A 22836-nucleotide genomic window follows, 5' to 3' on the forward strand; every position below is an offset into this window, starting at 1 on the left:
GTGCGGAGCTTGTCCGGATCGGCGTCGGGCCACCACATGCCGGTGAGTTCACGGACGGCCTTGGCGACCGTGGACTCACCCATGCGCCCGCTCCTGCGGCACGGGGCGGCCGGTCACGCGGTGAGGTCCCTGCGGGCCTGGTCGCCCTGGTCGCCTGGTCGGCGCGGCCGCCGTCGGCCCCCCTGGCCGGATCCTGCGACCCGGCCGGCCCGCTCTCGCTCCGCCGTCCGTCATGACTTCCCCCTGCGTGATCGTCGACCTCGTCATTCCGGTGAGGAGATCGACGAACCACGGGGCAGGGTTTCAGTCCGGTCCCGTGATGTCGGTCACGTCGGCGGGGAGGCGCGCGAGGGCGCCGAGCCGCAGCCCAGGGGGAAGGAGGTGGGTAGCGTTCGGGGCATGACGAACCGTGACTTCCTCGTGGTGACCACGACGCACGACGACGAGTCGAAGGCCCGCGACCTCGCCTCGGCGCTGGTGCGCGACCGGCTCGCCGCGTGTGCGCAGGTGTATGCCGTCCGGTCCGTCTACTGGTGGGACGGCGAGGTCCGGGACTCCGCGGAGTGGCGCATCGACCTGAAGACCCGGGCCGAGCTCGCCGAGCGGCTGGCGGCGCGCATCGCCGAGCTGCACTCCTATGACACTCCGGAGGTCGTCGGCGTTCCGGTGGTCACCGGCTCGACCGCCTACCTGGACTGGGTGGACGCGGAGACGACGCAGGACCGCTGAGCACCCGCGCGACCGCCGAGCATCCGCACGACCGCCGAGCATCCGCGCGCGGGGGCCGGCAGTCGCACCCTCCCCGCGGCCGCCCCGGCGTCGGCCGCGGCGGGCTTCTCCCCCTCGGCCCCGCCACCTCGGCGTGCACGCACGGTCCGGCCTCCGATTCCGCTCGCGCTGCAGCCCTTTCGAACAGTCAGAGGCGACGGGGGCCCGGCCAGGAGGACACGAAAGCGGTGTGATCATGGTCATAGCGCGAGTGCCGACCGCCCGCCGCGCCCGACGTCGACGGCCGCCCCGCGACGCGACCGCCCCGGCCGACCGCCAGAATGGCGCCATGAGGTTGATCCACACCGCGCTCGGCGCACTGCTGCTCCTGCTGATCGTCGGCAGCATCCTGCGCACGCTGGTCGTCCCGCGCGGGCTCTACTCGTCCCTGGTCAACCGGCTCTGGGCGGTGCTACGGACCGTGCTCCGGCTCTCCGCCACCCCCTTCGGCGGGTACCGCGCGCAGGACCGGGCACTGACCTGGCTGGCGCCGCTCGTCCTGCTGGGCATGCTCGGCATGTGGCTCGGCGGGATGCTGCTCGCCTACACCCTGCTGCTGCACGGCACATCGGACTTCGGCTGGACGACCGCCATCCGCGAGGCCGGCTCCAGCCTCTTCACCCTGGGCTTCGCGAGCGGCGAGCGGTTGCAGTTGTCCGCGATCGACTTCATGGCCGCGGCCAGCGGCCCGCTGGTGATCGCCCTGCAGATCTCCTACCTGCCGACCCTGTACGCCGCCTACCAGCGCCGCGAGACCGAGGTGACACTCCTGCAGTCCCGGGCCGGCGAGCCCGCGTGGGGCCCCGAGCTGCTGGCCCGTCAGTCCCTGGTCGACACCGAGACCGCGCTGCCCCAGCTCTACCGCGACTGGGAGCGCCTGGCCGCCGACATCGGGGAGAGCCACTCCAACTACCCGGTGCTGCTCTCCTTCCGCTCCCCTCAGCCGAACCGCAGCTGGGTGGTCGGCCTGATCGCCGTGATGGACGCCGCCGCGCTGCACCTCGCCCTGTGCCCGCGCTCGGCCCCGCCCGAGGCCCGCCTGGTGCTCCGCGCCGGCTTCACCGCGATGCGCGACATCGCCCGCTCGCTGCGCATCCGCTTCGACCCGGACCCGGACCCGGACGTCCCGATCCGGCTGACCTACGCCGAGTACCTGGGCGCCGTCGCCATGATCAGCGCGGCCGGCTTCCCCCGCGAGCGCCCGGTCGAGGAGGCCTGGCCGCACTTCCACGGCTGGCGCGTCAACTACGAGGCCGTGGCGTACGAACTGGCCCGCCGCAGCGACGCCGTCCCCGCCCTGTGGACCGGCCCGCGCGACTTCCGCGCAGCCGTCATCCCCCCGACCCGCCCGACCGACCGCCGCCCGGGGGCGGCCCAACCGCCCCAGGCGCCCCGGTTGCCGCGCTGACGACGCCGGGGCGGGCGGCTCCGGGGTCTCGGCACCCGGGGACCGGGCCCCGGGACCTCAGTACCTCACACGTCCACCGGACCACCTGCGGCCAGCGAGCGCTCGGCTGCCGCGAGGATCTCCACCACCCGCAGGCCGAAGTCCACCCCGCACGCGTGCGGCTCGCCGGAGGCCGCGGCGGACCGCAGGGCGTCCAGCGCCCGGTGCAGGGCGGCGAGCGGCCCCTCGCCGCGCTCCGGCAGGTGCACCACGCCGTGCTCGCCGCGCAGTTCCATGGCCGTCCCGCCCGCCGCGACCGGCGCGGTCAGACTGAGCGCGAGCGTGCTGGAAGCCCCGCCGGCGTGCCGCAGCACCAGGTGCACGGCGTCCAACGGCCCGGCCACCGCCGTCACCTGCGTCACGTCGCCCAGCACGGGGAGCAGCACGGACAGCGCGTGCGGGCCGACGTCCCACAGCGAGCCCTTCTCCTGCCGCCACGGCGACGCCGCGTACGGGCTGGAGCTGCCGGGCGCGAACACCGAGCCGAGCCAGTCCGAGCGGCCGGTGTACCAGCCGCCCAGCGCCGCCTGCTCCTCGATCCACGGGATCTGCGGGCCGCCGAAGCGCACCGTGAAGAACACCACCGAGGCGAGCTTGTGCTCCCGCACCGCCGCGGCCACGGCCCTGGCGTCCGGCACGGTCAGCGCGACCGGCTTGTCCAGCAGCAGGTGGCAGCCGGCCTCGGCGGCCCGCACCGCGAGGCCCGCCTGGACCGTCGGCGGCAGGGCGATGGAGACGGCGTCCACGTCGGCCAGCAGCCGGTCGAGGTCCGCGTACCCGGGCACGCCGTGCGCCGCGCCCAGCGCCTCGGCCGCCTCCGGGCGGCGGCCCCAGACGCCGGTGAACTCCAGCCCGGGGTGCTCGGCCAGCACGGGCGCGTGCACCCGCTCCGCCCAGGGGCCGGTGCCCAGCAGTCCGATCCGCACGATGTCTCCGTTCCTCGTGTGCCTGGTGACGCGGCCGCAGCCGGTCGGTCAGCCACCGTACCGGGTCGCTCGGCCGCGCCCCGGGCCGTGTTCCGGTGGCGTCCGACGCCTCTGCCGTGCCCGGTGCCTCAGCCCTGGACGCGGGCGAGCGTGAAGCCGTCGTAGCCCTTGCTGCCGACCGTCTGCACCGAAGTCGCGGTGACCCTCGGCTCGGCCGCGATCAGCTCGTGCAGGGCCCGGGTGCCGACCACGGCGGGGTCGCTGCTGTCCGCGTCGGCGACGGCACCGCCGCGGACCACGTTGTCGACGATGATCAGCGAGCCCGGCCGGGTCAGCTGGAGGGCCCGGCGGAAGTACTCGGGGTTGCTCGGCTTGTCCGCGTCGACGAAGACCAGGTCGAAGGGCTCGACGCCCTGCTCGACCAGCGCGGCCAGCGAGTCGGCGGCGCGGCCCAGCCGTACCTCGGCGACCGCCTCCAGCCCGGCGGCGGCCAGGTTGGCCCGGGCCACCTCGGCGTGCCGGGGGTCGATCTCCAGGGTGATCAGGACGCCGTCCGCGGGCAGGGCCCGGGCCAGCCAGATCGCGCTGTAACCGCCGAGCGTGCCGACCTCCAGGATCCGCTTCGCGCCCTGGGTCAGCGCCAGCAGGTGCAGGAGCTTGCCCTGGTTGGGGGCCACCGCGATCTCCGGCAGCCCGGCCGCGTCGGCGGCGGCCGCCGCGGCCTCCAGCACCGGGTCGTGCCCGACCAGCTGTTCCGAGAAGTACGCGTCCACGGCATCCCACGTCGCCTGCAACGCCATCGGGCCCTCCAGAGTGCAAGATCGGCAAGTACCCCGCCGATGCTACTCCGAGGGCCCGACGGCTCCCGCTGCTTCGAGGGCGCGGTGCTCCGGGACGGCCGTCAGCCGTGGTCGGTCACTCCGCGACCACGGTCTTGGCGGCCGCGGCCGCGGCGGCCGCCTCCTCCGCCTCGATCCTGGCGTGCGTCTTCGCGGCCCGGCGCTTCATGATCCATGCCGAGAGCGCCCCGACCACGATCGCCGCGGCCAGACCGGCCCATGAGAAGCGGGCCAGCCACGGCTCGATGCTCTTGCCCACCTTGTAGACCAGCAGGGTCGTCCCGCCGGCCCAGACGACGCCGCCCAGCACGTTGGCGATCAGGAACTTCCAGTACGGCATCTTCAGCGCGCCCGCCAGCGGGCCGGCGAAGATGCGCAGCAGGGCGATGAACCGGCCGAAGAAGACCGCCCACATGCCCCACTTCTGGAACGAGCGCTCGGCGGTGGCCAGGTGGGAGGGGCCGAAGTGCTTGGGGAACTTGCGTCCCAGCTTCTCGAAGAGCGGCTTGCCCCCCTTGCGTCCGATCGAGTAGCCGATCGAGTCGCCGATGATCGCGCCGGCGACCGCGCAGGCCGCGACCCCCCACGGGCTGACCACGCCCTTGACCGCCATCAGGGACGCCGTGACCAGGGCGATCTCGCCGGGCAGCGGAATGCCCAGTGATTCGATGCCGATGATCAGGCCGACCACGGCGTACACCGCGGCCGGTGGGATGCCCTCGATCCAGGCGTCGATGTGCAAGGCCAGTACCTCCGTGGCAGGACGGGACCGGCCGCGCCCTCCGTGGAGCCGCGGGCCGGTCCCGGCAGTCTTCGTCCGATGGCGGCACGACGCCGCTCCCCCTCAGGGCAGGGTAACGTGCCGGGCGGGCCCGTCCCCCTGGCCGATCACCCGTCGACTTCGACGTGCGGCCGGACGTCATGGTTCCAGTCCGGCCCGCATTTCTTCAAGAGTCGGCAAAGTACCGCGACCGGGCGGACGCCCTCCGGCGCGGTCGGCGCCCACCGCGCCGCCCCCCCTACGCCCCGGCGAACCGGAGTGCGACGACGGACGGCCGCTGCCGCACCCGGCGCGCGAGCGGCAGCAGGGCGCGCACCGGGCCGCGCCCGCCCTCCGGGTACACCTCCCGCACGTCGGTGACCGCCGGGTGGGCGGTGGCCAGCTTGCCGCGCTCGTCCGCGTCCATGCCGAACGGCATCGGCGGCGCCTGGTAGTACCGGTCCCGCAGCCTGCCCTCCACGGCCCGCCTGCTGAACCAGCGCGGCACCGCGTCGAGCACCAGCGAGCCGCCGGGGAAGCGCTCGGCGCAGGCCGCGATCAGCTCGCGGACCTCCTGTGGCCGCAGGTACATCAACAGCCCCTCGGTGCTGACCAGCACCCCGTCGGCCGGGTCGACCTCGTCCATCCAGCGCGGGTCGTTGGCGGAGCAGGCGAGGATCCGGTGCCGCTCGTCCGGCGGCAGCAGCCGCTCCCGCAGCGCGGCCGTCTCCGGCAGGTCCACCGACAGCCAGGCCGCCCGCCCGTTGTCGACCCGCCACGCCTGCGTCTCCAGCCCGTCCCCGAGCCCCACCACCGTGCCGCGCGGGCACCGCTCCAGGAAGTCCGCCACCTCCCGGTCGAAGCAGGCGGCCCGCAGCGCCTGCAGCTGGCTGAGCAGCGTGTTCTCCCCGAACTTCTCGGCGAACGGGAAGTCGATCCGGTCCACCAGCTCGACCGCCTTCGGGTCCGGCAGCACGGTGTCCGGCCGCCGTGCCTCCAACGCCCGGTGCCACAGCGTCCACAGCGCCGTCTCCGGCACCGCCGCCAACTCGGGCCGTTCCACCCCGCCACTCATCGTTGCGCTCCTTCGCCGTACTCCGCCCGCGGTCGTGAACGCGCCGATTCTGACACCCGTCCGTGCGACGCCCCCGCCCGACGCGCGGCCCGCCACGGTCCGGCCTCGGCCCTCCGCGTCCCGGGCCGCCCGTCGGCGGGCGACCGCCTCCCGGACGTGCTCGGGCCGGCGGCGCGGCGCCGCTCAGCCGAGGGTGAAGGCTCCGTCGGGCGGGGGCGGGGAGTCAGTGGCGTCCGCGTCCGTGACCGGGGCGGTGCGGCCGACCAGGGCCGCCAGGTCGTCGCCGTCCACCAGTCGGGCCGGGAAGACGTCGCCGGCGAACAGCCGGCTCAGCTCCGCCGCGGGCAGCGGCGCCGTCGAGCCGGCCAGCAGCACGTTGCCGTACCGCCGGCCGCGCAGCACCGACGCCTCCGCCACCAGGCACACGTACGGGAACACCGCCCGCACCGTCGCCGCCTGCGCCCTGGCGAAGGCCAGCGGCGGGCCGTCCGCCAGATTGGCGGCGTAGCAGCCGCCGTCGCGCAGCACGCCCGCGGCCAGGCCGACGAACTCGACCGAGGTCAGGTGCGCGGGGGTGCGGGAGCCGTGGAAGACGTCCGCGATCACCAGGTCCTGCGAGCCCGCCGGGATGCCGGCGAGGGCCGCCCGGGCGTCGCCGACGGTCGCGGAGACGTCCGCGCCGGGCCCCTGCCAGGGCAGGTGCTCGGCGACCAGTTCCAGCAGCGGGCCGTCCACTTCCACCACCCGCTGCCGCGAGCCGGGCCGGGTCGCGGCCAGGTAGCGGGGCAGGGTCAGCGCGCCGCCGCCCAGGTGCAGGGTGTCCAGCGGCCGGCCGGGCTCGGCGAGCGTGTCGGCGAGGTGGCCGAGACGGCGGGTGTACTCGAACTCCAGGTGGGTCGGGTCGGCGAGGTCGACGTACGACTGCGGGGTGCCGTCCAGGGTGAGCAGCCAGCCGCCGTCCCGGTCGAGGTCCGGCATCAGCTTGGCGAAGCCGAGGTCGGTCCGCCGCCCGACCGGCACCGGCTCGTCCGTCACGCGTTCTCCCCGACGGACCGGACGTCGCCGACCGGCCGGACGTCCTCACCGGGCTGCGTGTCCCCGCCGGGCTGCTCGTCCCCGGCGGGCTGCGTGTCCCCGGCGGGCTGCTCGCCCTCGGCAGGCTGCGCGGCCTTGACGTCCAGGTACGCGGCCAGCCAGCGGTCGAGTTCGGCGAACACCTGCGTCCGGGCCGTCTCCGCGGAGAGCACCAGGTCGTGCATGCCGCCTTCGATCCGCACGATCGTCACGTGCCGGCCGAGCTTCGGCCCCTGCGCGGCGATGTCGTCGGCGCGCAGCACCGCGTCGGCGTGGTGGAGGGCGTTGTGCCACTTGGTGGTGGTGACGGACTTGGTCGACGCCATCAGCAGGACGGGCACGTCGATCCCCAGCCCGCGCCGCAGCCGCCGGTGCCCCTGGTGGATCGCCGCGAGCCAGCCCGCGAACAGCGGGAACCCCTCGGCGGGCTTGAGGGTGAGGTCGAAGTCCCACTCGCCCCTGTGGTCCTTGTGCAGGCTGTGCGTGTAGTGCGGGTTGAGCGTCGAGGGCAGCACCCGGGTCGGCGCCAGCCGCGCGATGGCCAGCACCGCCGGTGCGCCGACCGTCCGGACGGCGGGTGCGGCGGGCATCGAGAGGAACGGGCTGTTCAGGAACAGGCCGTCGACCAGTCCGCGCCCGGCCCGCCGCCCGGCCCACAGGGCCCCGACCAGCCCGCCGGTCGAGTGCCCGTTCACCAACAGCTGCCGGTGCCCGTCCACCTCCCGGATGATCCGCACCGCCTCGTCGATCTCCTCGTCGTACTCGGCGAGGTCCCGGACGAAGTTCGGCGACTGGTGCGGCCGCAGCGACCGTCCGTACTTGCGCAGGTCCAGCGCGTAGAAGGAGAACCCGAGCGCGGCGTAGTGGTCGGCCAGGTTGGTCTGGAAGAAGTAGTCGTTGTAGCCGTGGATGTAGAGCACCGCCCGCTTCGCGCCGGGGACGACCCGCCGCACGAGCGTCGCGCACACGGCGCCCTCGGTGTCGGCCCGGAGCTCCAGCTCCGCCGCCTCGTAGGGCGCCCCCAGGATGTCTTCCCGAAACTCCATCGCCGCCGCACCGATCCTCTGCTCTGCCTGCCGCTGCGGCAGGTGACCACCCGTTCCGCCCCGACGATACCGGCCGGTAGGTGCGCGGCGCTCGGCGGCCGGTCCGGCCGGCCGGGTTGCGCTACCGGGCCTGTTCGGCGCCGGACTCGGCCCTCGCCTCGGACTCGCCCGCCTGGAACTCGGTGGCCGCCCAACTGGCCAGCAGGCGCAGCGACTCGGCCGAGGCCGAGCCCGGTTCGGCGTGGTAGGCGACCAGCACCTGGTCGGCGTCGCCGGCCGGGCGCAGGGTCTCGTACTGCAGCCTGAGCCCGCCGACCACCGAGTGGTGCAGGAGCTTGGTGCCGTGGCCTTTGTCCTGGATGTTGTGGGAGGCCCAGAGACGGCGGAACTCCTCGCTCTTGACGGAGAGTTCACCGATCAGCGAGGCGAGCCTGGGGTCGTCCGGGTCGCGTCCGGCGTCCAGCCGCAGCATGCCGACGATGTCGGAGGCCTTGCCCTCCCAGTCCACGTACAGCTCGTGGGCGCCCGGGTCGAGGAAGACGTGCCAGGCCATGTTGCGCTGCTCGGGCGGCATGGCCGCGAAGTCGCCGAACAGGGCGGTGCCGAGCCGGTTCCACGCGATGACGTCGAGGCGCCGGCCGAGGACGTACGCGGGCACGCCCTCCATCGCGTCCAGCAGCCGCTGCAGTTCGGGCCGCACCCGCTGCACCCGGGCGGCGGCCCGGCCGGGGCGGCGGCGCGGCGGCTTGGTGAGGCGGCCGAGGTGCTCGCGCTCGGCGGGGGTGAGCCGCAGGACCCTGGCGATGGCGTCCAGCACGGCGGTGGAGACGCTCTCGCCGTGGCCCTGTTCGAGTCGGGTGTAGTAGGCGGTGCTCACTCCGGCGAGCTGGGCCAGCTCCTCGCGGCGCAGCCCGGGCACCCGGCGCCTGGTCGCGGTGTCCGGCAGGCCCACGTCCTCGGGTCGCAGCCGGGCGCGGCGGGATCGGAGGAACTCGCTGAGTTCGGTGCGCTGGTCCATGACTGCAGTATGCGGGCGATCCGGTGCCGGGGGTCGGGCGCGAGGGTGATACTGCCGTGCGTACGTTCCGGGGCCGTACGTCCCGCCTCCCTACGTCCCGGCTTCGTACGTTGATCGTTGATCTGGCTGGCCCGATCGGGCCGCCGCAGGCTTGGGGCATGACGAACGAGACGCCGCAGAGCACCACCACCCCGAACACCACCACCGCGAGCACCACCACCGCGAGCACCACCCGCACCGTCGCTGCCTACGCGGCGCAGCAGCCCGACGCCCCGCTGGCGAAGACCACCGTCACCCGACGGGCCGTCGGCGCGCAGGACATCGTGATCGACGTCCGGTACTCCGGCATCTGCCACTCCGACATCCACCAGGTCGGTGAGGACTGGGGCACGGGCATCTTCCCGATGGTCCCGGGCCACGAGATCGCCGGCGTGGTCGCCGAGGTCGGCCCCGGCGTCACCCGCTGGAAGGTCGGCGACCGGGTCGGCGTCGGCTGCTTCGTCGACTCCTGCCGGGAGTGCGACAACTGCCGGGCCGGCCTGCAGCAGTACTGCACCGGCGAGGGCGGCGTCGTCTTCACCTACAACGACACGGGCAAGGACGGCCTGCCGACGTACGGCGGCTACTCGACGGAGCTCGTCGTCGACGAGGCGTACGCGCTGCGCATCCCCGACAACCTGCCGCTGGACGCCGCCGCGCCGCTGCTGTGCGCGGGCATCACGCTGTACTCGCCGCTCGCGCACTGGGGCGCGGGCCCGGGCAAGAAGGTCGCGATCGTGGGCCTCGGCGGTCTCGGCCACCTGGGCGTGAAGCTCGCCCACGCGATGGGCGCGGAGGTCACCGTGCTCAGCCAGTCGCTGCGCAAGCGCGAGGACGGTCTGAAGCTCGGCGCCGACCACTACCGGGCCACCTCAGACCCGGCGACCTTCGCCGAACTCGCGGGCAGCTTCGACCTGATCGTGAACACCGTCTCCGCCGACCTCGACCTCAGCGCCTACCTGGGGCTGCTGCGCGTCGACGGCACCATGGTGCAGCTCGGCGCGCCGGAGAAGCCCGTCACGGTCAACGCGCACGCGCTGCTGACCGGGCGGCGTTCGCTGGCCGGGTCGATGATCGGAGGCCTGCCGGCGACCCAGGAGATGCTGGACTTCTGCGGTGAGCACGGCATCACCGCCGAGATCGAGCTGATCCCGGCCGACCGGATCAACGAGGCCTACCGTCGGGTGCTGGACGGCGACGTCCGGTTCCGCTTCGTCATCGACGCCGCGACCATCTGACGGTCGGCTCTGACGGCCGGCGCGCGGAACGGCCGCCCAGTACGGCGGCACGTCCCGCCGTACGGAACCCGTACGGAACCCCCGTACAGGACCCCGTACGTGAACCCCGTACTCCGACCCCGTACCTGAGCCCGCACGAAGGTGCCCCGCGTCCCGGCGCTCTCCCGCCACCCGGACGCGGGGCACCCGCGTCACACCGAGGCCGTCCCGGCCGGCCTCCTCCGCGCCTCGCGGCGCTCCAGCCGCCGCTGCCGGCCCCGGCGCAGCGGCTGGTCGGGCAGCCAGCCGAAGGTGAGGCAGGATCCCACCACCCCGAGCAGCATCCCGAGCAGGAAGCCGCCCATGTTGGAGGTGATCCAGCTGCCCAGCGAGGCGAGGACGGCGAGGATGGAGTAGAACAGCCGCTGCGCCGGGTTGAACAGGATCAGCAGGCCGCACAGCACCATCACCGCCGGCACCAGGTACCCGGCCAGCCCCTGCATGCCGACGTGCAGGACGACGGGCAGCGGGGCCTTGAGGGTGAACAGGACCTCGGCCCCGCCGAGCGTCACCAGCAGCCCGCCCCAGAACGGTCGCCTGCCCCGCCAGTCGCGCTTGGCCGGTCGGGCGGCGGGCTCGGCGGCGGGAGCCGTGGCAGCGGCGCGGGGTGTGGCGGCCGTCCCCTCGGCCGCCACCTCCTCGGCGCGTGTCGGGGCGCTCTCGCCGGTCGCGGCCGGTTCCGGTACGGACGCCGTCATGCTCAGCAGCCCTGGGAGTTGAAGCTCAGCCGCAGGTTGGGCAGTTTGAACCCGACGGCGGTGCTCGCGTAGTTGTGCTGGTTGAGGTGGGTCAGCTGGACGGTGTCGGCCTGCTGTCCGAAGACGCCCGGGTTGCCCTTGCCCGCCGGGCCGGCCTTGGTGTAGGTGCTGGCGTCGCCGCCGATCTCGATGTTGGTGAACTCCGCGTCGCCGGAGAGCATGTCGGAGTCGGTGGTGAGGTTGGTGGCGCTGACGGGGGTGCCGCCGTCGCCCGCGTGGATCACCAGGTTGATGCCGCCGAGGTCGACGCTCTGGCACAGGTTGGTGATCTGGGCGGTCTTGATCGCGGACACCGCGACCAGCACCTGCCCGCCGGTGGAGCCCGCGTTGGGGCTGTCGGGGATCATCGAGTCCAGGCCGCCGAACTGTGCGAAGCCCTGGCCCTCCAGCTTGTCCGCGGTGATCGTGAACGGCATGCCGGAGATGGAGAACTGCGCGGCGAGCACGCCCTGGGCGGTGAGCGCCATCAGGACGCCCCCGGCCGCGACGGCCGGTACGGCCATCAGGGCGGTGCGCTTCAGTCGGACCCGGCCTCTTCTCGGCCCGGTCGGCGTCTGCTCGGTCTCGGCCGCCGCAGCGGCGTCCTCGGACATGGCCATGTGTGCTCCCTGTGGGTGGGTGGGGTGTGCAGGCACTGGCACGTCGTCCTGGCGCGGACAGCGTTCGCCGGCCCGACCGGCCCGTCCGCCCCGTGGCAGCGGGGCGGATCCGGTCGGAGCGCGGTGGGTAACTGGTAAGCTACTGCCGGGTATTGGCCGGGTCAATACGGGTGCACGAAGGATCTTCACCGATTCCCGACCCGAGCCGCGCGGCCGCCTCCGCCGGGCCCAGGAACGGTGCCAGGCAGAACAGGCTCAACCCCGGCAGGAGATCCGGGAGTTGTTCGGTCCGGCCGGAGTCCACCCGGCGGTAGATCGCACTGTGGACACCGCCCACCACCGCGTCCACGATCTCCTGGACAGCCACCCCGCAAGGCAGTTGGGGCACCTCGGCGAAGAACGCCCGGAATTTCTTGAGGAGTTGGTCGCGCTCGCGCCGCCCGGCGGGGCCGACCGCCTCGACCTCGATCACCGCCATGGTGGCGAACGCTGGTGTACCGGCGAGTAGTTGGAGCATCGCGCCGAGAGCCTGCCGGATCCCGTGGCACCAGTCCGATTCGGCCGCGAAGGCCGCCGCCATCCGCCGGATCACCACCCCCGTCCCGTACCGGTGCGCCGCCAGGAAGGCGTCCTCCTTGCCGCTGAACAACTCGTAGAAGACCGGCCTGGTCACGCCCGCCGCACGGCAGATGTCGCTCACCGTGGCGTGCCGGTAGCCGCGCTCGGCGACGGTCTGCACCAGCCCGTCCAGCAGCCGCTCGCGCTGGGTCGCGGCGACCACGCCCGCGGGCAGCCGGCGCGGGCCGGGCTTGATCGACCGGGCGGGATCGCGGCCGGTGCGCGCGCCCGGCAGCAGGACCACGTCGGCACTCCGGAGGTAGTTCCGTTCCATCACCAACTCCTGTGTCCTGTATTGACATTGACGCAACATCTGGTTTACAACACTGACAGGTTTCCAACCGGTGGCCGAGCAGGCCGCCACCGGCCGACCTCCAGGGGCTCCCACCACCCGGGCGAACCGCACGGACCGAGGGGCCAAGGGGCCGACGGACCACGGCGCACACAGGCCCTCGGCGGTGGCAGCCGCCGACGTGCAACCTCCACGCACCACCGCACGTCCGCACCGACCCGGCGCAGTGCCGCCGCGTTCCGCACCGCCGGACGCCCGCCCCGCGCACATCCGTTCACCGCCATACCGCACGAGCGGGCCCGTGGCGCCGGGCCCGCCCCCACCGCGGCCCCCCGCCGGAGCCCCGGTACGCCAGGCACCTCCCCCGTCGTGCACACCACCACACCCGCACGCCGGGATTCCCCCACCCGTCCCCACGGGACGGAGAGAGGCACCCTCATGCGCATCCGCCGCACCCTCGCCACCGCCGCCCTCACCGCCCTCGCCCTCACCGGCGCGGCCATGGCACCCGCCGAGGCCGCATCCGCCGTACTGACCACCGGCAGCCCGTCCGGCCCGGCCGTCGCCGTCGGCGACGTCCTGACGGCCAACCTGGCCTCCGGCAGCTACGCGACCTTCTACAACAGCGCCACCGGGACGAGCGGCATCAAGTGCGCCGCCTCCTCCTTCTCGGCGACCGTCACCGCCAACCCGGCAGCGCCGGGCAGCGCCGTCGAGCAGCTCAACGCCCAGACCTTCGGCTCCTGCACCTCCAACGTCCTGGGCGTCACGGGCGTCAGGAGCATCACCGTCACCAACCTGCCGTTCACCAACACGGTCAGCGACGCCCCCGGCAACCCGGTCAAGCTCGCCCCCGGCGCGGCCGGCCCGATGGGCACGACCGTGGTGCTCAGCACCATCCTGGGCAGCATCAGCTGCAACTACCAGAACTCCACCGGGATCAACGGCACCACCTCCAACACCGGCAACACGATCGGCTTCTCCGCCCAGCCCTTCACCCTGGTCTCCGGCCCGGGCCTGTGCTTCTCGACGGGCTACTTCAGCGCCACCTACGGCCCGGTGACCGACACCTCCGTCGCCGGCAGCCCGGTCCTCTTCGTCAACTGACGCCGGGGCCCCACCGGCCCGACAGCGGCGTACGGCACCCGCACCACGCCGTACGCCGCTCCCCCGTACCGTGCCCGCGCCGTGCCGCCGCGGCGCGCCCCGCGCCCTCCCCCGGACGTCGGGACGCCGAAGTGACCGGCCGGTAGGGTGGCGCCGCACGGAGACGGCGAACCGGAACGGGGCGGGCACATGGCCAACGGCACCAGCGGCGGCAACGGCACCAGCGGTGCGGGCGACACACCCGGCACCCGCGACACGCAAGACAGCGGTAGCGGCAACCACACCGGCACGGGCTTCTTCACGTCGGTGGCCGACGCCGCCGAACAGCTGGCCGCCGCCGGCTACCTCGCCTCCACCGCCGTGGCCACCACCGTCTTCCTCGCCGACCGGCTCGGCAAGCCGCTGCTGGTCGAGGGCCCCGCCGGAGTCGGCAAGACCGAACTCGCCAAGGCCGTCGCCGAGATCGGGCGGGCCCGGCTGGTCCGCCTGCAGTGCTACGAGGGCATCGACGAGGCCCGCGCGCTCTACGAGTGGAACCACGCCAAGCAGTTGCTGCGGATCACCGCCGGCCGCGACGAGGGCTGGCAGGACGCCCGCACCGACATCTTCGGCGAGGAGTTCCTGCTCACCCGCCCACTGCTCACCGCCATCCGCGGCGAGGAGCCGACGGTGCTGCTGATCGACGAGATGGACAAGGCCGACGTCGAAGTCGAGGCGCTGCTGCTGGAGGTGCTCAGCGACTTCCAGGTCACCGTCCCCGAACTCGGCACCATCACCGCGAGCCGCCGCCCGTTCGTCCTGCTCACCTCCAACGCCACCCGCGAACTCTCCGAGGCGCTGCGCCGGCGCTGCCTCTTCCTCCACCTCGACTACCCGGACGCCGAGTCGGAGCGCCGGATCGTCCGGCTCAAGGTGCCCGGCCTGGACGACACCCTGGCCGAATCGCTGGTCCGGATCGTCGGCGCCCTGCGCGCGATGGACCTCCGCAAGGCCCCGTCCGTCGCCGAGACCATCGACTGGGCCCGCACCCTGCTCGCCCTCGGCTCGGACACCCTGGACGAGGCGGCCGTCCGGGACACCCTCGGCGTGGTCCTCAAGCACCAGGACGACATCCGCAAGGCCGCCGGGAAGCTCACTCCCGCATGACCGCCACACCGCGGCCGGGCGGCCCGGGACCGTCCACCCGGGAGGCGGCCGACACCGCCGCCCGCCTCACCGGCCTGGTCCGGGCCCTGCGCGGGCACGGCCTGCGGATCGGCCCCGCCGAAACGGTGGACGCAGCCGCCGTCCTCGACGTCCTCGGTTTCGCCGACCGCGAGCAGATGCGGGCCGGGCTGGCCGCCGCCCTGCTGCGCTCCGACGGCCAGCGGTCGGTCTTCGACGCGACCTTCGACCTGTTCTTCCCGCTGGGCGTCGGCACCCCCGAAGCCGTCCGCGCCGACCCGCCGCCGCTGCCCGACGGCCCCGAGCCACCCCGCTTCGGCCGCCCCGACCCGCTGCGGGACCAGCTGCGCGAGCGGCTCGCCGCCGCGCTCGCCGCCGACGACCTCGCCGCTCAGGCCCGACTGGCCGGCGAGGTGGTGGAGGCCTTCGGCCGCTACGGCGCCGGCAGCGCCCCCGGCTCCGCCGGCTGGTCCGCGCAGCAGGCGCTCGGCCGGCTCTCCCCCGAGACGCTGCTCGCCCGGATCCTCGCCGCCCTGCGCGACCGGCAGGCCGTACGCGACCAGCACGGCGGCCCGCTCGACCGGCATGGCGCCACGGACCTCGCCGACCGTCTCCTCGCCGACGAGATCCGCCGCCGCATCAGCGACTTCCGCGCCCTGGTCTCCGGCGAGGCCCGCCGCCGCGCCGCCGAACTGCACGGCCCCGAGCGGATCGCCGAACGCGCCGTCGCCCCGACCGCCGACCGGATCGACTTCCTCTACGCCGGCCGCGACCAGCTCGCCGAACTACGCCGCACCGTGCACCCGCTGGCCCGCAAGCTCGCCACCCGCCTGGCCGCCCGACGCCGCCGCGCCGCCCGCGGGCAGATCGACCTGCGCCGCACCCTGCGCCGCTCCCTGACCACCGGCGGCGTGCCGCTGCGCCCCGCGTACCGGCTGCGCCGCCCGGCCCGGCCGGAACTGGTGCTGCTGTGCGACGTCTCGGGCTCAGTGGCGGGCTTCGCCGACTTCACCATGCTGCTGGTGCAGGCGATGAGCGAACAGTTCAGCAAGGTACGGGTGTTCGCCTTCGTCAACCGCACCGCCGAGGTCACCGGCCTGCTCCGCGACGGCGACGACCCGGCCCGCCTGGCCGCCCGGATCCTCGCCGAGGCCGACGTGACGGGCCACCACGGCAACAGCGACTACGGCTCCGCCCTGGGCGACTTCGCCGGGCACCACCTGGACGCGGTCGGCCCGCGCACCTGTGTCCTCGTCCTCGGCGACGCCCGCACCAACCACCGCGACCCCGACCCGGACGCACTGCGCCGGATCGCCGCCCGGGCCCGGCGGGTCTTCTGGCTCAACCCCGAGCCGCCCTCCCTCTGGCCCACCGGCGACTCCGCCGCCCTCGCCTACGCCGACGTCGTGGAGATGCACCCCTGCCGCAACGCCCGCCGCCTCGGCGAACTGATCACCCGCCTGCTGCCGGTCTGACGCCGCCCGGGGAGACCCCGGGCGGCGCAGGCCGGCTTCGCCTCCCGGCCCGGGCGACCGGCCCGGCGACTAGCCCTGCGGCTAGTCCTGCGACTGGTCCTGCGTCCGGTCCAGTGACCCGAGGAAGTCCAGCAGCGCCTCGTTGACCTCCGCCGGCCGCTCCTGCTGCGTCCAGTGCCCGGTCTCCGGGAGGCGGACGTGCCGGTGCAGATGCGGCGTCACCTGCTCCAGCAGGTGGGCCATCACCTCGGCCGGGACCATGGCGTTCACCAGGTCCTCGTCACCGACGACGTACAGCGCGGGCGCCTCGATCCGCCGGCCGGCGAACGCCGCCATCAGCTCGTTGTTCCGGTCGATGTTGCGGTACCAGTTGAGGCCGCCGGTGAAGGCCCGCTCACCGTGCCGGGCGTAGTCGGCCGCGAACGCGTCGAGGTCCGCCTCGGTGAGCCAGGCGGGAAGCCGCTCCGGCTCCGGCAGGCTGTCCAGCAGCTTCGTGCCGTCCGGGACGACCCACGGCTTCGGGTCCCCGTCGGCGCGGGGGTGCCCGAGGATGCGGCGGAAGGAGGCCTTCGGGTCGGCTGCCAGCTCGGCGTCGGCCCGGCCCGGCTCCTGGAAGTAGATCTGGTAGAAGCCCTCGCCGAACTTCTCCCGGGCCGGCGCCAGCGGCGACGGCCCGGACGCCAGCGGCGGCACGCTCAGCCCGGCGACGCCGCGCACCAGGTCGGGGCGCAGCGCCGCGGTGGCCCAGGCGACGGGGGCGCCCCAGTCGTGCCCGACCACCACCGCCCGCTCCTCCCCGAGGGCGCCGATCAGCGCCGTCACGTCGCCGACCAGGTGCAGCAGGGTGTAGGCGTCCACGCTCGCGGGCTGCTCGCTGCGGGCGTAGCCGCGCTGGTCGGGCGCCACCACCCGGTAGCCGGCCTCGGCGAGCGGCCCGAACTGGTGGCGCCACGAGTACCAGCTCTCGGGGAAGCCGTGCAGCAGCAGGACCAGCGGCCCCTCCCCCTGTTCGGCGAGGTGCAGCCGCACCCCGTTCACCTCGACCTCGCGGTGCTTGACCGCCTCGTAGGACACCGGACTCACAGGACTCGCAGAACTCACGGAACTCCCCATTCGACAGAACGTACGTCCGTATCCGAACCTGCCCACCCGGCGACGGTCGGAACCCCTCGTCCTTCCGTCCACCGGAAGCAGCCGAGGCCGCCCCGGGGGATCCGGGACGGCCTCGGCCTCAGGGTGGTCCGACGTGGTGTCAGTTCACCGTGTAGCTGTAAGGGATCGCCGCGAGCACCGAACCGGTGGTGTTCAGGGCGTTGTTGGCGGTGGCCACCCCGGTCGGGCCGGAGACCAGGTACAGCACGCCCTTGACCGTGCTGCCCTTCGGGCCGGTCGGGGTCAGCGTCACCTGAAGCGAGCCGGTGGCGCCGGGGGCGACGGCCACCGGGTTGGCGGCCTGGGCCGAGGCGTTCACCGAGGCGGCGTACGGGTCACCGGTGCTGGAGGCCAGCGCCGGGTCGAAGGCCTGGGTGTGCGCGGTGGCCGTGATGGTGGAGGTGCCGGTCGGCGCCCCGCCGTTGCCGAACGGGCCGATCTGCTGGACGAAGGTGCCCCAGTTGCCCGGGACGATCGGCTGCTCGGCGGTGCCGTTGTCGGTCACGACCGAGAGGGCGGAGCCGTCCTGGGCCTTCTTCAGGTCGCCGAACAGGTCCGGGGAGCCGGTGGTGGCGCTCAGCTCGATCTGCGCCGGCGTCGAGGACGCCGCCACGGCCTTGAGCTGGTCGGTGCCCGGCGGCACCAGGAAGGACGGCACCGAGGAGCTGAGGCTCAGCGGCAGGTTGACCGTCGCCGAGGTGCCCTGTGGCACCAGCGGCAGGTCGACCCGGCGGTCCAGCCGGCCGTCGGCCGCGATCTTCTGGGTGGCGACGGTGTTGTTGGTGTAGTTCACCTGGACGGTGACCGGCTTGCCGGCCGCCAGCTTGGTGTGCGCGTCGTTCGGCAGGCCGGCCGCGGTGGCCTGGTCCTGGTTGAAGGCGACGGTGCCGGTGAAGTCCTGGGCGAGCTGCTGGCCGCTGACCGGGCCGAGCACGTTCAGGACGAACCGCCAGTGGCCGGCGGCCGGGTTGACGGTGGTGGCCGAGACGCCGGCCGCGGAGCCGGTCAGGTTGCCCTGGGCGTCGAACAGGCCGTTGCCCTCGATGTCGATCGGGGTGCCGTTCGGGCTGATCAGCGCGCCCTGCATGAGCAGGTTGGCGTCCTTGCCGACGGTGACGCCGACCCGCAGGTCCTTCTGGCCCTTCGGGACGTCGAAGCCGTAGGTGAAGCTCTGCGTCGGCGAGGCGCTGCGGCCGTTGCCACCGGTGATGGTGCCGGTGAAGGTGCCCTTGCCCTGGTTGACGGGGACGAGGCTGCGCAGCACGACGGGCACGCTGGTGGTGTTGCCGTTGGAGGCGGAGACGGTGATCGCCTCGCTGGAGTCACCGCTGGTCGCCGGGGTGGTCAGCTGGACCTTGAGGGTCTTGGTCTGACCGGGCTGCAGCTCGGTGGTGCTCGGGCTGACGGCGCCGGCCGGCACCGCGCGCTGGGTCGCGGTGCCCAGCTGGACGGGGCCGGTGAAGCCGGCCTTGCCCGCCGGGGTGTAGAGGATCGCGGTCCACTCGCCGGCCACCGGGTGCGGGACGTCGACGAGGCCGAAGTCGGCCGGCGTGGCGCCGCCCTGCGGGCGGGTGTTGGTCTCGAAGCGGCCCGACGGGTCGAGCAGCGTCATGCGGACCACCGGGCCGTTGGTGACCGGGTTGGGCGCGCCGTGCCAGGCGATCGAGGCCGCGAGGCGGTCGGCGCCGGCCGGCACCGTGAACTTGACCTGCTTCTGCACCCAGTCCGCGCCGTTGGTGGCGTACTTGAAGGTGTCCTTCGCGGACGAGTCCAGCTGGACGGTCTGCTGGCTGCCGGACTGCGGGGCGAAGCTGCGGGTCGCGGCGCTCACCGTCTGCGGCTCGTCACTGGTGTTGGTGACGGACACGTCGGCGGTGTGGGTCGAGCCGGGGGCGCCGGCGATGTCGACCTGGCCGGTGTTGACCACGACGGTGTTGGCGCCCTCGGTGCCGTCGCCGTCGTCGTAGCCGCGGGCGGCCTCGACGGCGGCCCGGACGTTCAGCAGACCGGCGCCCTGCTCCTCGGCCGGGACGCCGAGGTCGGTGGCGGTGCCGGTGATGAACTTCTTCACCAGCGCCGGGGAGGGCGAGTCGCCGCCGTGGGTGTCGCGGTAGGCCTGGATGACCAGGGCCGCGGCGCCGGTGACGAACGGGGCGGCCTGGCTGGTGCCGCCGAACGGCTGGATCGGCGAGGCCTGGCCGTTGAAGCCGGTGCACTCGGTGTACTTGGTGACGTCGGGGGTGCACACCGCCCAGTCCGACTCGCCCGGCGCGACCAGGTCGACCGTGCGGCCGGCCTGGGTGAAGCCGCCCGAGGAGAGCGCGGAGATGCGGTTGTCGCTCCAGGTCTTGTTGGAGAACTGGGAGGCGGCGTAACCGGTCTGCTGGTAGTTCTGGTTGTCCGTGGAGGCGCCGACCGAGATGACGGACGGGTCGGTGGACGGCGTGCCGATGGTGCCGCTGATGCCCGCGTCGCCGGAGGAGACGGCCACGGTGACACCGGCCTTGACGGCCTGCTCGTTGAAGAGCGAGATGGTGTCGTGCGCGCCGCTGTCCGGGGTGACGTTGCCGCCGAAGGACTCGTTCAGGACGTCCACGTGGGCGACCCGCACCGCGTAGTCGATCGACTGCAGGATCGACGAGTTGGACATCAGCTCGCCGCCGGCCTTGAGGGCGACCAGGTCGGCGTCCGGGGCGAGGCCGCGGATGCGGATGTTGCAGCCGGCCGGGAGCGGGTGCGAGGAGTTGACGAACTTCGAGACGTCGTAGGTCTGGCGGCCCTGGGCGATGACCGCCGAGGCGTCGCCGAAGGCCTCCGCCGCGCCGCTCGGCGCGTCCCAGCCGTCGCCCGCGAAGTCCTTGTAGTCGACCACGGCGTGCGAGCCGTCGGCCCGGATGAAGTCCGGGTTGTTCGGGTCGAGGGCGTCCGCGATGTAGGCGACCTTGACGCCCTTGCCGGTGGCCAGGTCGGCCGCGCCGGGCTTGCCGTTGCCGGTGACGGCGCGGGTCGAGTACAGGCCCTCGGGCTCCAGCAGGGGCTTGCCGGGGTCGGAGGGGCAGACCGTGTTGGTCGCGTTCTCCTCGGCGCCCTGGCCGTTGCTGCCCGTAACGGCCTGCGCGGCGGCGGCCTTGGGCGCCTTCGCGGCCGCGGCACCCGCGGTGTCGGCGGCGTCCTTGGCGGTCTTCGCCTTGCCGGCGGCCGCCGGGGCGACCTGGACCTGGGCGTCCGTCACCACGGAGGAGACGGCCGGGTCCGCCTGCAGCTGGGCGCGCAGGGCGGGGCTGACCGTGGCCGAGAAGGCGTTGCCGACCACGAAGGTCTTGATGTTGGTGCCGCCGCCCGCCTTGACCTTGTTCAGCAGCGGCGCCTGCGAGTCGGCGGCCTTCTGCTGGCGGGCACCCAGGTGGCCGTGGTCGGCCGGGGCGTCCGTTATCTGGTCCTTGAGGATCACGATCACCGGCACCGGGGTCCCGTCCGCGGACGCCGCCTGGGCGTTCTGCGGGTCCGGGGTCGGAGCTGCGTTGGCACTGGTCCCGAAGCTCAGGACCATGGACGCGGCGGTGACCGTGATGGCAGCTGTTAGCTGGGCTTTCCGCCAGCCGATCATGGACATCCTTTCGTCTGATGCGACGTCAGGTTGCACGGCTCAGCGTACGCGGATCCGGATCGGAGGCGTGGTTGCTCGGACCGCGCGTCCCGACAGCTGTCGAATTCCAGCGCATCCGGCACGACCACGACAAGGGGAATATCCCCATCAAAAAGTAAAAATGACCATCAGAAAGTAAAATTCACGGCAGAAATCGGGCCATGTCCGCCCCTTTTCCCCGAGCAAGCCCGACCGGACCCGGGCGGAACCGGCCGGACCGGCACCGGAAATGCGGATGGCGAACTCCCGACAGTGGCGAAACACCGCCACCGGCAGCAGCCTTGTCGACTGCCTACTTGTCGACACAGACACTTGTCCTTCCCTGCCCGCCCGGGCCGAAACCGGGCCCCACGGCCGGGGCTTGCCGCCCGTTTTCGGGCGACCGGGAGTTCGTCCACGCACCCTCGGGGCCGCACCCGCCCGGACCTGACCGGCCGTCCGCCCGATCAGGTGGCGGCCCGCCGCTCCTGAGCGTCCACCAGGTCCTCGGTGGCGGGCGCGCGTCGTCCCGGGTCAGCCGGTGGCGTCAACAGCCCGTGAAGTCGACCGACGACGTCGGCGCCCCGAGCCCTCGACCAGGTGCCGGCCCCTCGGTGCGGCGCGCAGCGCCCAGGCGGAGGCCGGGCCGGTGGCGCCGTACGGCACGAGGTCGATGTCGACCAGCCGGGTGCCAGGGTTTCCGGCCGCGCAGTGAAGCTGCGCAGCAGCGGGCGCAGGGGTTCCGGGACCCGCCAAGTAGGCCCGGTACCAGCCCCGTCGGGCCGTCTCGACGGGCGCTCGGCCTGCCCGGCGCGGGGAGGGCGGAGCTTGAGCTGCTGGTCGGGCGCGGTGCCGACGGTGTCGGCCGGTTCCCTCGGCCGCGAAGGCGGTCCGGGCGGTGCGCGGGGCGATCCGGCGGTCCTCGACGGCCTCGACGAGGTGACCGGCAGTGACCTCGCGAAAACCCTTCGATTGATAACCTCGCGCCATAAAGAGTCGCTTTTCCGCGACGATTCTTTATGCCATAAGGAGATTCCGGATGACCGTCCACGCCGGGCAGGGCGCCGCCCACCGGTCGCTCACCCTGCTGTGGGGCGGGCGCGAGGAACCGCGCCCGGGGTGCAGCGGCCCCAAGCCGGGCCTGAGCGTGGACGCGATCGTGTCCGCCGGAATCGCGGTGGCCGGCGCCGAGGGCATGGCCGCGCTGTCGATGCGCGCCGTGGGCGAACGGCTCGGCCGCACCGCGATGGCGCTCTACACGTACGTTCCAGGAAAAGCCGAACTGCTCGACCTGATGCACGACCGCGTGCTCGCCGAAATGCCGGAACCTCCGGAACCGCCGGAACCCGCCGGACGCCCCGCGTTCGCGGTCGGATCGGCGCCCGCGGACGGCTGGCGCGGAGCCGTCACCACGTGGGCCGAGGAGTTGTAGGCCTGCTCCCTGCGCCGCCCCTGGGTGCTCCCGGTCTTACAGGGCCGCCCGGTGCTCGGGCCCGCCGAAGTCGCCGCGGTGGAACGCCTGTTGCGCGCGCTGCGGCCGGCCGGCCTGGCACCGGCGCGGTTGCGCGGAGCGGTCGCCGCGCTCTGGCAGTTCGTCGGCGGCCTCGCGGACGAGGAGTGGTGGACCGCGCGCTCCGCCCGACCGGCCGAACTGGCGCCGGACTTCGCCGATCGCTTCCCGCTGCTCACCGGCCTGGCCATCCTGCTCGACGGGATCGCCGCGGGGGCGGTAGCCGACCCGTGCGGTGGCTGATCGAGGAGGGCCGGTCCGTACCCC

The 22836-nt window shown here is 73.7% G+C and carries 20 protein-coding genes; 8 read left to right on the forward strand and 12 right to left on the reverse strand.

Going from position 1 to position 22836, the window contains the following annotated elements; all coding sequences use genetic code 11:
• Positions 1-399: 399 nt before the first annotated feature.
• Entirely contained in the window at positions 400-729 is a 330-nt protein-coding gene (cutA, locus tag IF30_RS0117730; protein ID WP_030238919.1) for a divalent-cation tolerance protein CutA, read from the forward strand.
• Between the two features lie 328 nt (positions 730-1057).
• The gene (locus tag IF30_RS0117735; RefSeq protein WP_030238922.1) at positions 1058-2176 is read left to right on the forward strand and encodes a hypothetical protein; all 1119 of its coding nucleotides are present in this window, start codon (positions 1058-1060) and stop codon (positions 2174-2176) included.
• 65 nt (positions 2177-2241) lie between these two features.
• Here IF30_RS0117735 and IF30_RS0117740 read toward each other — a convergent pair whose 3' ends face one another.
• The 7 genes from IF30_RS0117740 to IF30_RS0117770 all read right to left on the reverse strand — a co-directional run bounded on the left by IF30_RS0117740 (position 2242) and on the right by IF30_RS0117770 (position 8953).
• On the reverse strand, positions 2242-3141 hold the full coding sequence (locus IF30_RS0117740) for a Gfo/Idh/MocA family protein (protein ID WP_030238924.1): 900 nt from the start codon (positions 3139-3141) through the stop codon (positions 2242-2244).
• A gap of 128 nt (positions 3142-3269) precedes the next feature.
• On the reverse strand, positions 3270-3941 hold the full coding sequence (locus IF30_RS0117745) for an O-methyltransferase (protein WP_030238927.1): 672 nt from the start codon (positions 3939-3941) through the stop codon (positions 3270-3272).
• 115 nt (positions 3942-4056) lie between these two features.
• A complete protein-coding gene (locus IF30_RS0117750; RefSeq protein ID WP_030238930.1) occupies positions 4057-4722 on the reverse strand; it encodes a DedA family protein in 666 nt (221 codons plus the stop codon).
• 277 nt (positions 4723-4999) lie between these two features.
• Positions 5000-5815 (reverse strand): class I SAM-dependent methyltransferase, encoded by an 816-nt coding sequence (locus IF30_RS0117755; RefSeq protein ID WP_030238933.1) that lies wholly within the window; start codon positions 5813-5815, stop codon positions 5000-5002.
• A gap of 183 nt (positions 5816-5998) precedes the next feature.
• On the reverse strand, positions 5999-6793 hold the full coding sequence (locus IF30_RS0117760) for a spermidine synthase (protein WP_051710544.1): 795 nt from the start codon (positions 6791-6793) through the stop codon (positions 5999-6001).
• A gap of 53 nt (positions 6794-6846) precedes the next feature.
• Entirely contained in the window at positions 6847-7935 is a 1089-nt protein-coding gene (locus IF30_RS0117765) for an alpha/beta hydrolase (protein WP_078891474.1), read from the reverse strand.
• Between the two features lie 121 nt (positions 7936-8056).
• Positions 8057-8953 (reverse strand): helix-turn-helix domain-containing protein, encoded by an 897-nt coding sequence (locus IF30_RS0117770; RefSeq protein WP_030238943.1) that lies wholly within the window; start codon positions 8951-8953, stop codon positions 8057-8059.
• A gap of 158 nt (positions 8954-9111) precedes the next feature.
• Here IF30_RS0117770 and IF30_RS0117775 point away from each other — a divergent pair, with 158 nt between their 5' ends.
• The gene (locus tag IF30_RS0117775) at positions 9112-10230 is read left to right on the forward strand and encodes an NAD(P)-dependent alcohol dehydrogenase (protein WP_078891475.1); all 1119 of its coding nucleotides are present in this window, start codon (positions 9112-9114) and stop codon (positions 10228-10230) included.
• Between the two features lie 191 nt (positions 10231-10421).
• Here the strand turns inward: IF30_RS0117775 and IF30_RS0117780 are convergent, their stop codons facing one another.
• The 3 genes from IF30_RS0117780 to IF30_RS0117790 all read right to left on the reverse strand — a co-directional run bounded on the left by IF30_RS0117780 (position 10422) and on the right by IF30_RS0117790 (position 12518).
• On the reverse strand, positions 10422-10967 hold the full coding sequence (locus IF30_RS0117780; protein ID WP_324605636.1) for a DUF6114 domain-containing protein: 546 nt from the start codon (positions 10965-10967) through the stop codon (positions 10422-10424).
• A gap of 2 nt (positions 10968-10969) precedes the next feature.
• Positions 10970-11626, reverse strand: a complete 657-nt coding sequence (locus IF30_RS0117785; RefSeq protein WP_030238951.1) for a DUF6230 family protein — start codon at positions 11624-11626, stop codon at positions 10970-10972.
• 139 nt (positions 11627-11765) lie between these two features.
• Complete coding sequence (locus IF30_RS0117790) at positions 11766-12518, reverse strand: TetR/AcrR family transcriptional regulator (protein ID WP_063752677.1); 753 nt, start codon at positions 12516-12518, stop codon at positions 11766-11768.
• A 456-nt stretch (positions 12519-12974) separates the two neighbouring features.
• Between IF30_RS0117790 and IF30_RS0117795 the strand changes: the two genes are divergently transcribed.
• The 3 genes from IF30_RS0117795 to IF30_RS0117805 all read left to right on the forward strand — a co-directional run bounded on the left by IF30_RS0117795 (position 12975) and on the right by IF30_RS0117805 (position 16282).
• A complete protein-coding gene (locus IF30_RS0117795) occupies positions 12975-13643 on the forward strand; it encodes a hypothetical protein (protein WP_030238959.1) in 669 nt (222 codons plus the stop codon).
• 189 nt (positions 13644-13832) lie between these two features.
• On the forward strand, positions 13833-14789 hold the full coding sequence (locus IF30_RS0117800) for an AAA family ATPase (RefSeq protein ID WP_078891476.1): 957 nt from the start codon (positions 13833-13835) through the stop codon (positions 14787-14789).
• Positions 14786-16282 carry a VWA domain-containing protein gene (locus tag IF30_RS0117805; RefSeq protein WP_051710521.1) on the forward strand — a complete coding sequence of 499 codons (1497 nt, stop codon included), beginning with the start codon at positions 14786-14788 and terminating at the stop codon, positions 16280-16282. Before IF30_RS0117800 ends, IF30_RS0117805 begins: the two co-directional genes overlap by 4 nt.
• Before the next feature lie 81 nt (positions 16283-16363).
• On the opposite strand, the gene IF30_RS0117810 is transcribed toward IF30_RS0117805, so the two are convergent.
• Positions 16364-17395 (reverse strand): alpha/beta fold hydrolase, encoded by a 1032-nt coding sequence (locus IF30_RS0117810; protein WP_051710523.1) that lies wholly within the window; start codon positions 17393-17395, stop codon positions 16364-16366.
• A 139-nt stretch (positions 17396-17534) separates the two neighbouring features.
• Positions 17535-21041: a S8 family serine peptidase gene (locus IF30_RS0117815; RefSeq protein ID WP_030238973.1), complete on the reverse strand. Its 3507-nt coding sequence runs from the start codon at positions 21039-21041 to the stop codon at positions 17535-17537.
• Positions 21042-22098: 1057 nt separating this feature from the next.
• Between IF30_RS0117815 and IF30_RS50590 the strand changes: the two genes are divergently transcribed.
• The gene (locus tag IF30_RS50590) at positions 22099-22491 is read left to right on the forward strand and encodes a TetR/AcrR family transcriptional regulator (protein WP_051710525.1); all 393 of its coding nucleotides are present in this window, start codon (positions 22099-22101) and stop codon (positions 22489-22491) included.
• A 9-nt stretch (positions 22492-22500) separates the two neighbouring features.
• Positions 22501-22812: a TetR/AcrR family transcriptional regulator C-terminal domain-containing protein gene (locus tag IF30_RS50595; RefSeq protein ID WP_324605637.1), complete on the forward strand. Its 312-nt coding sequence runs from the start codon at positions 22501-22503 to the stop codon at positions 22810-22812.
• Positions 22813-22836: the final 24 nt, after the last annotated feature.

It is taken from the genome of Streptomyces sp. NRRL S-350 (genome assembly GCF_000719705.1).
Taxonomy (GTDB): domain Bacteria; phylum Actinomycetota; class Actinomycetes; order Streptomycetales; family Streptomycetaceae; genus Kitasatospora.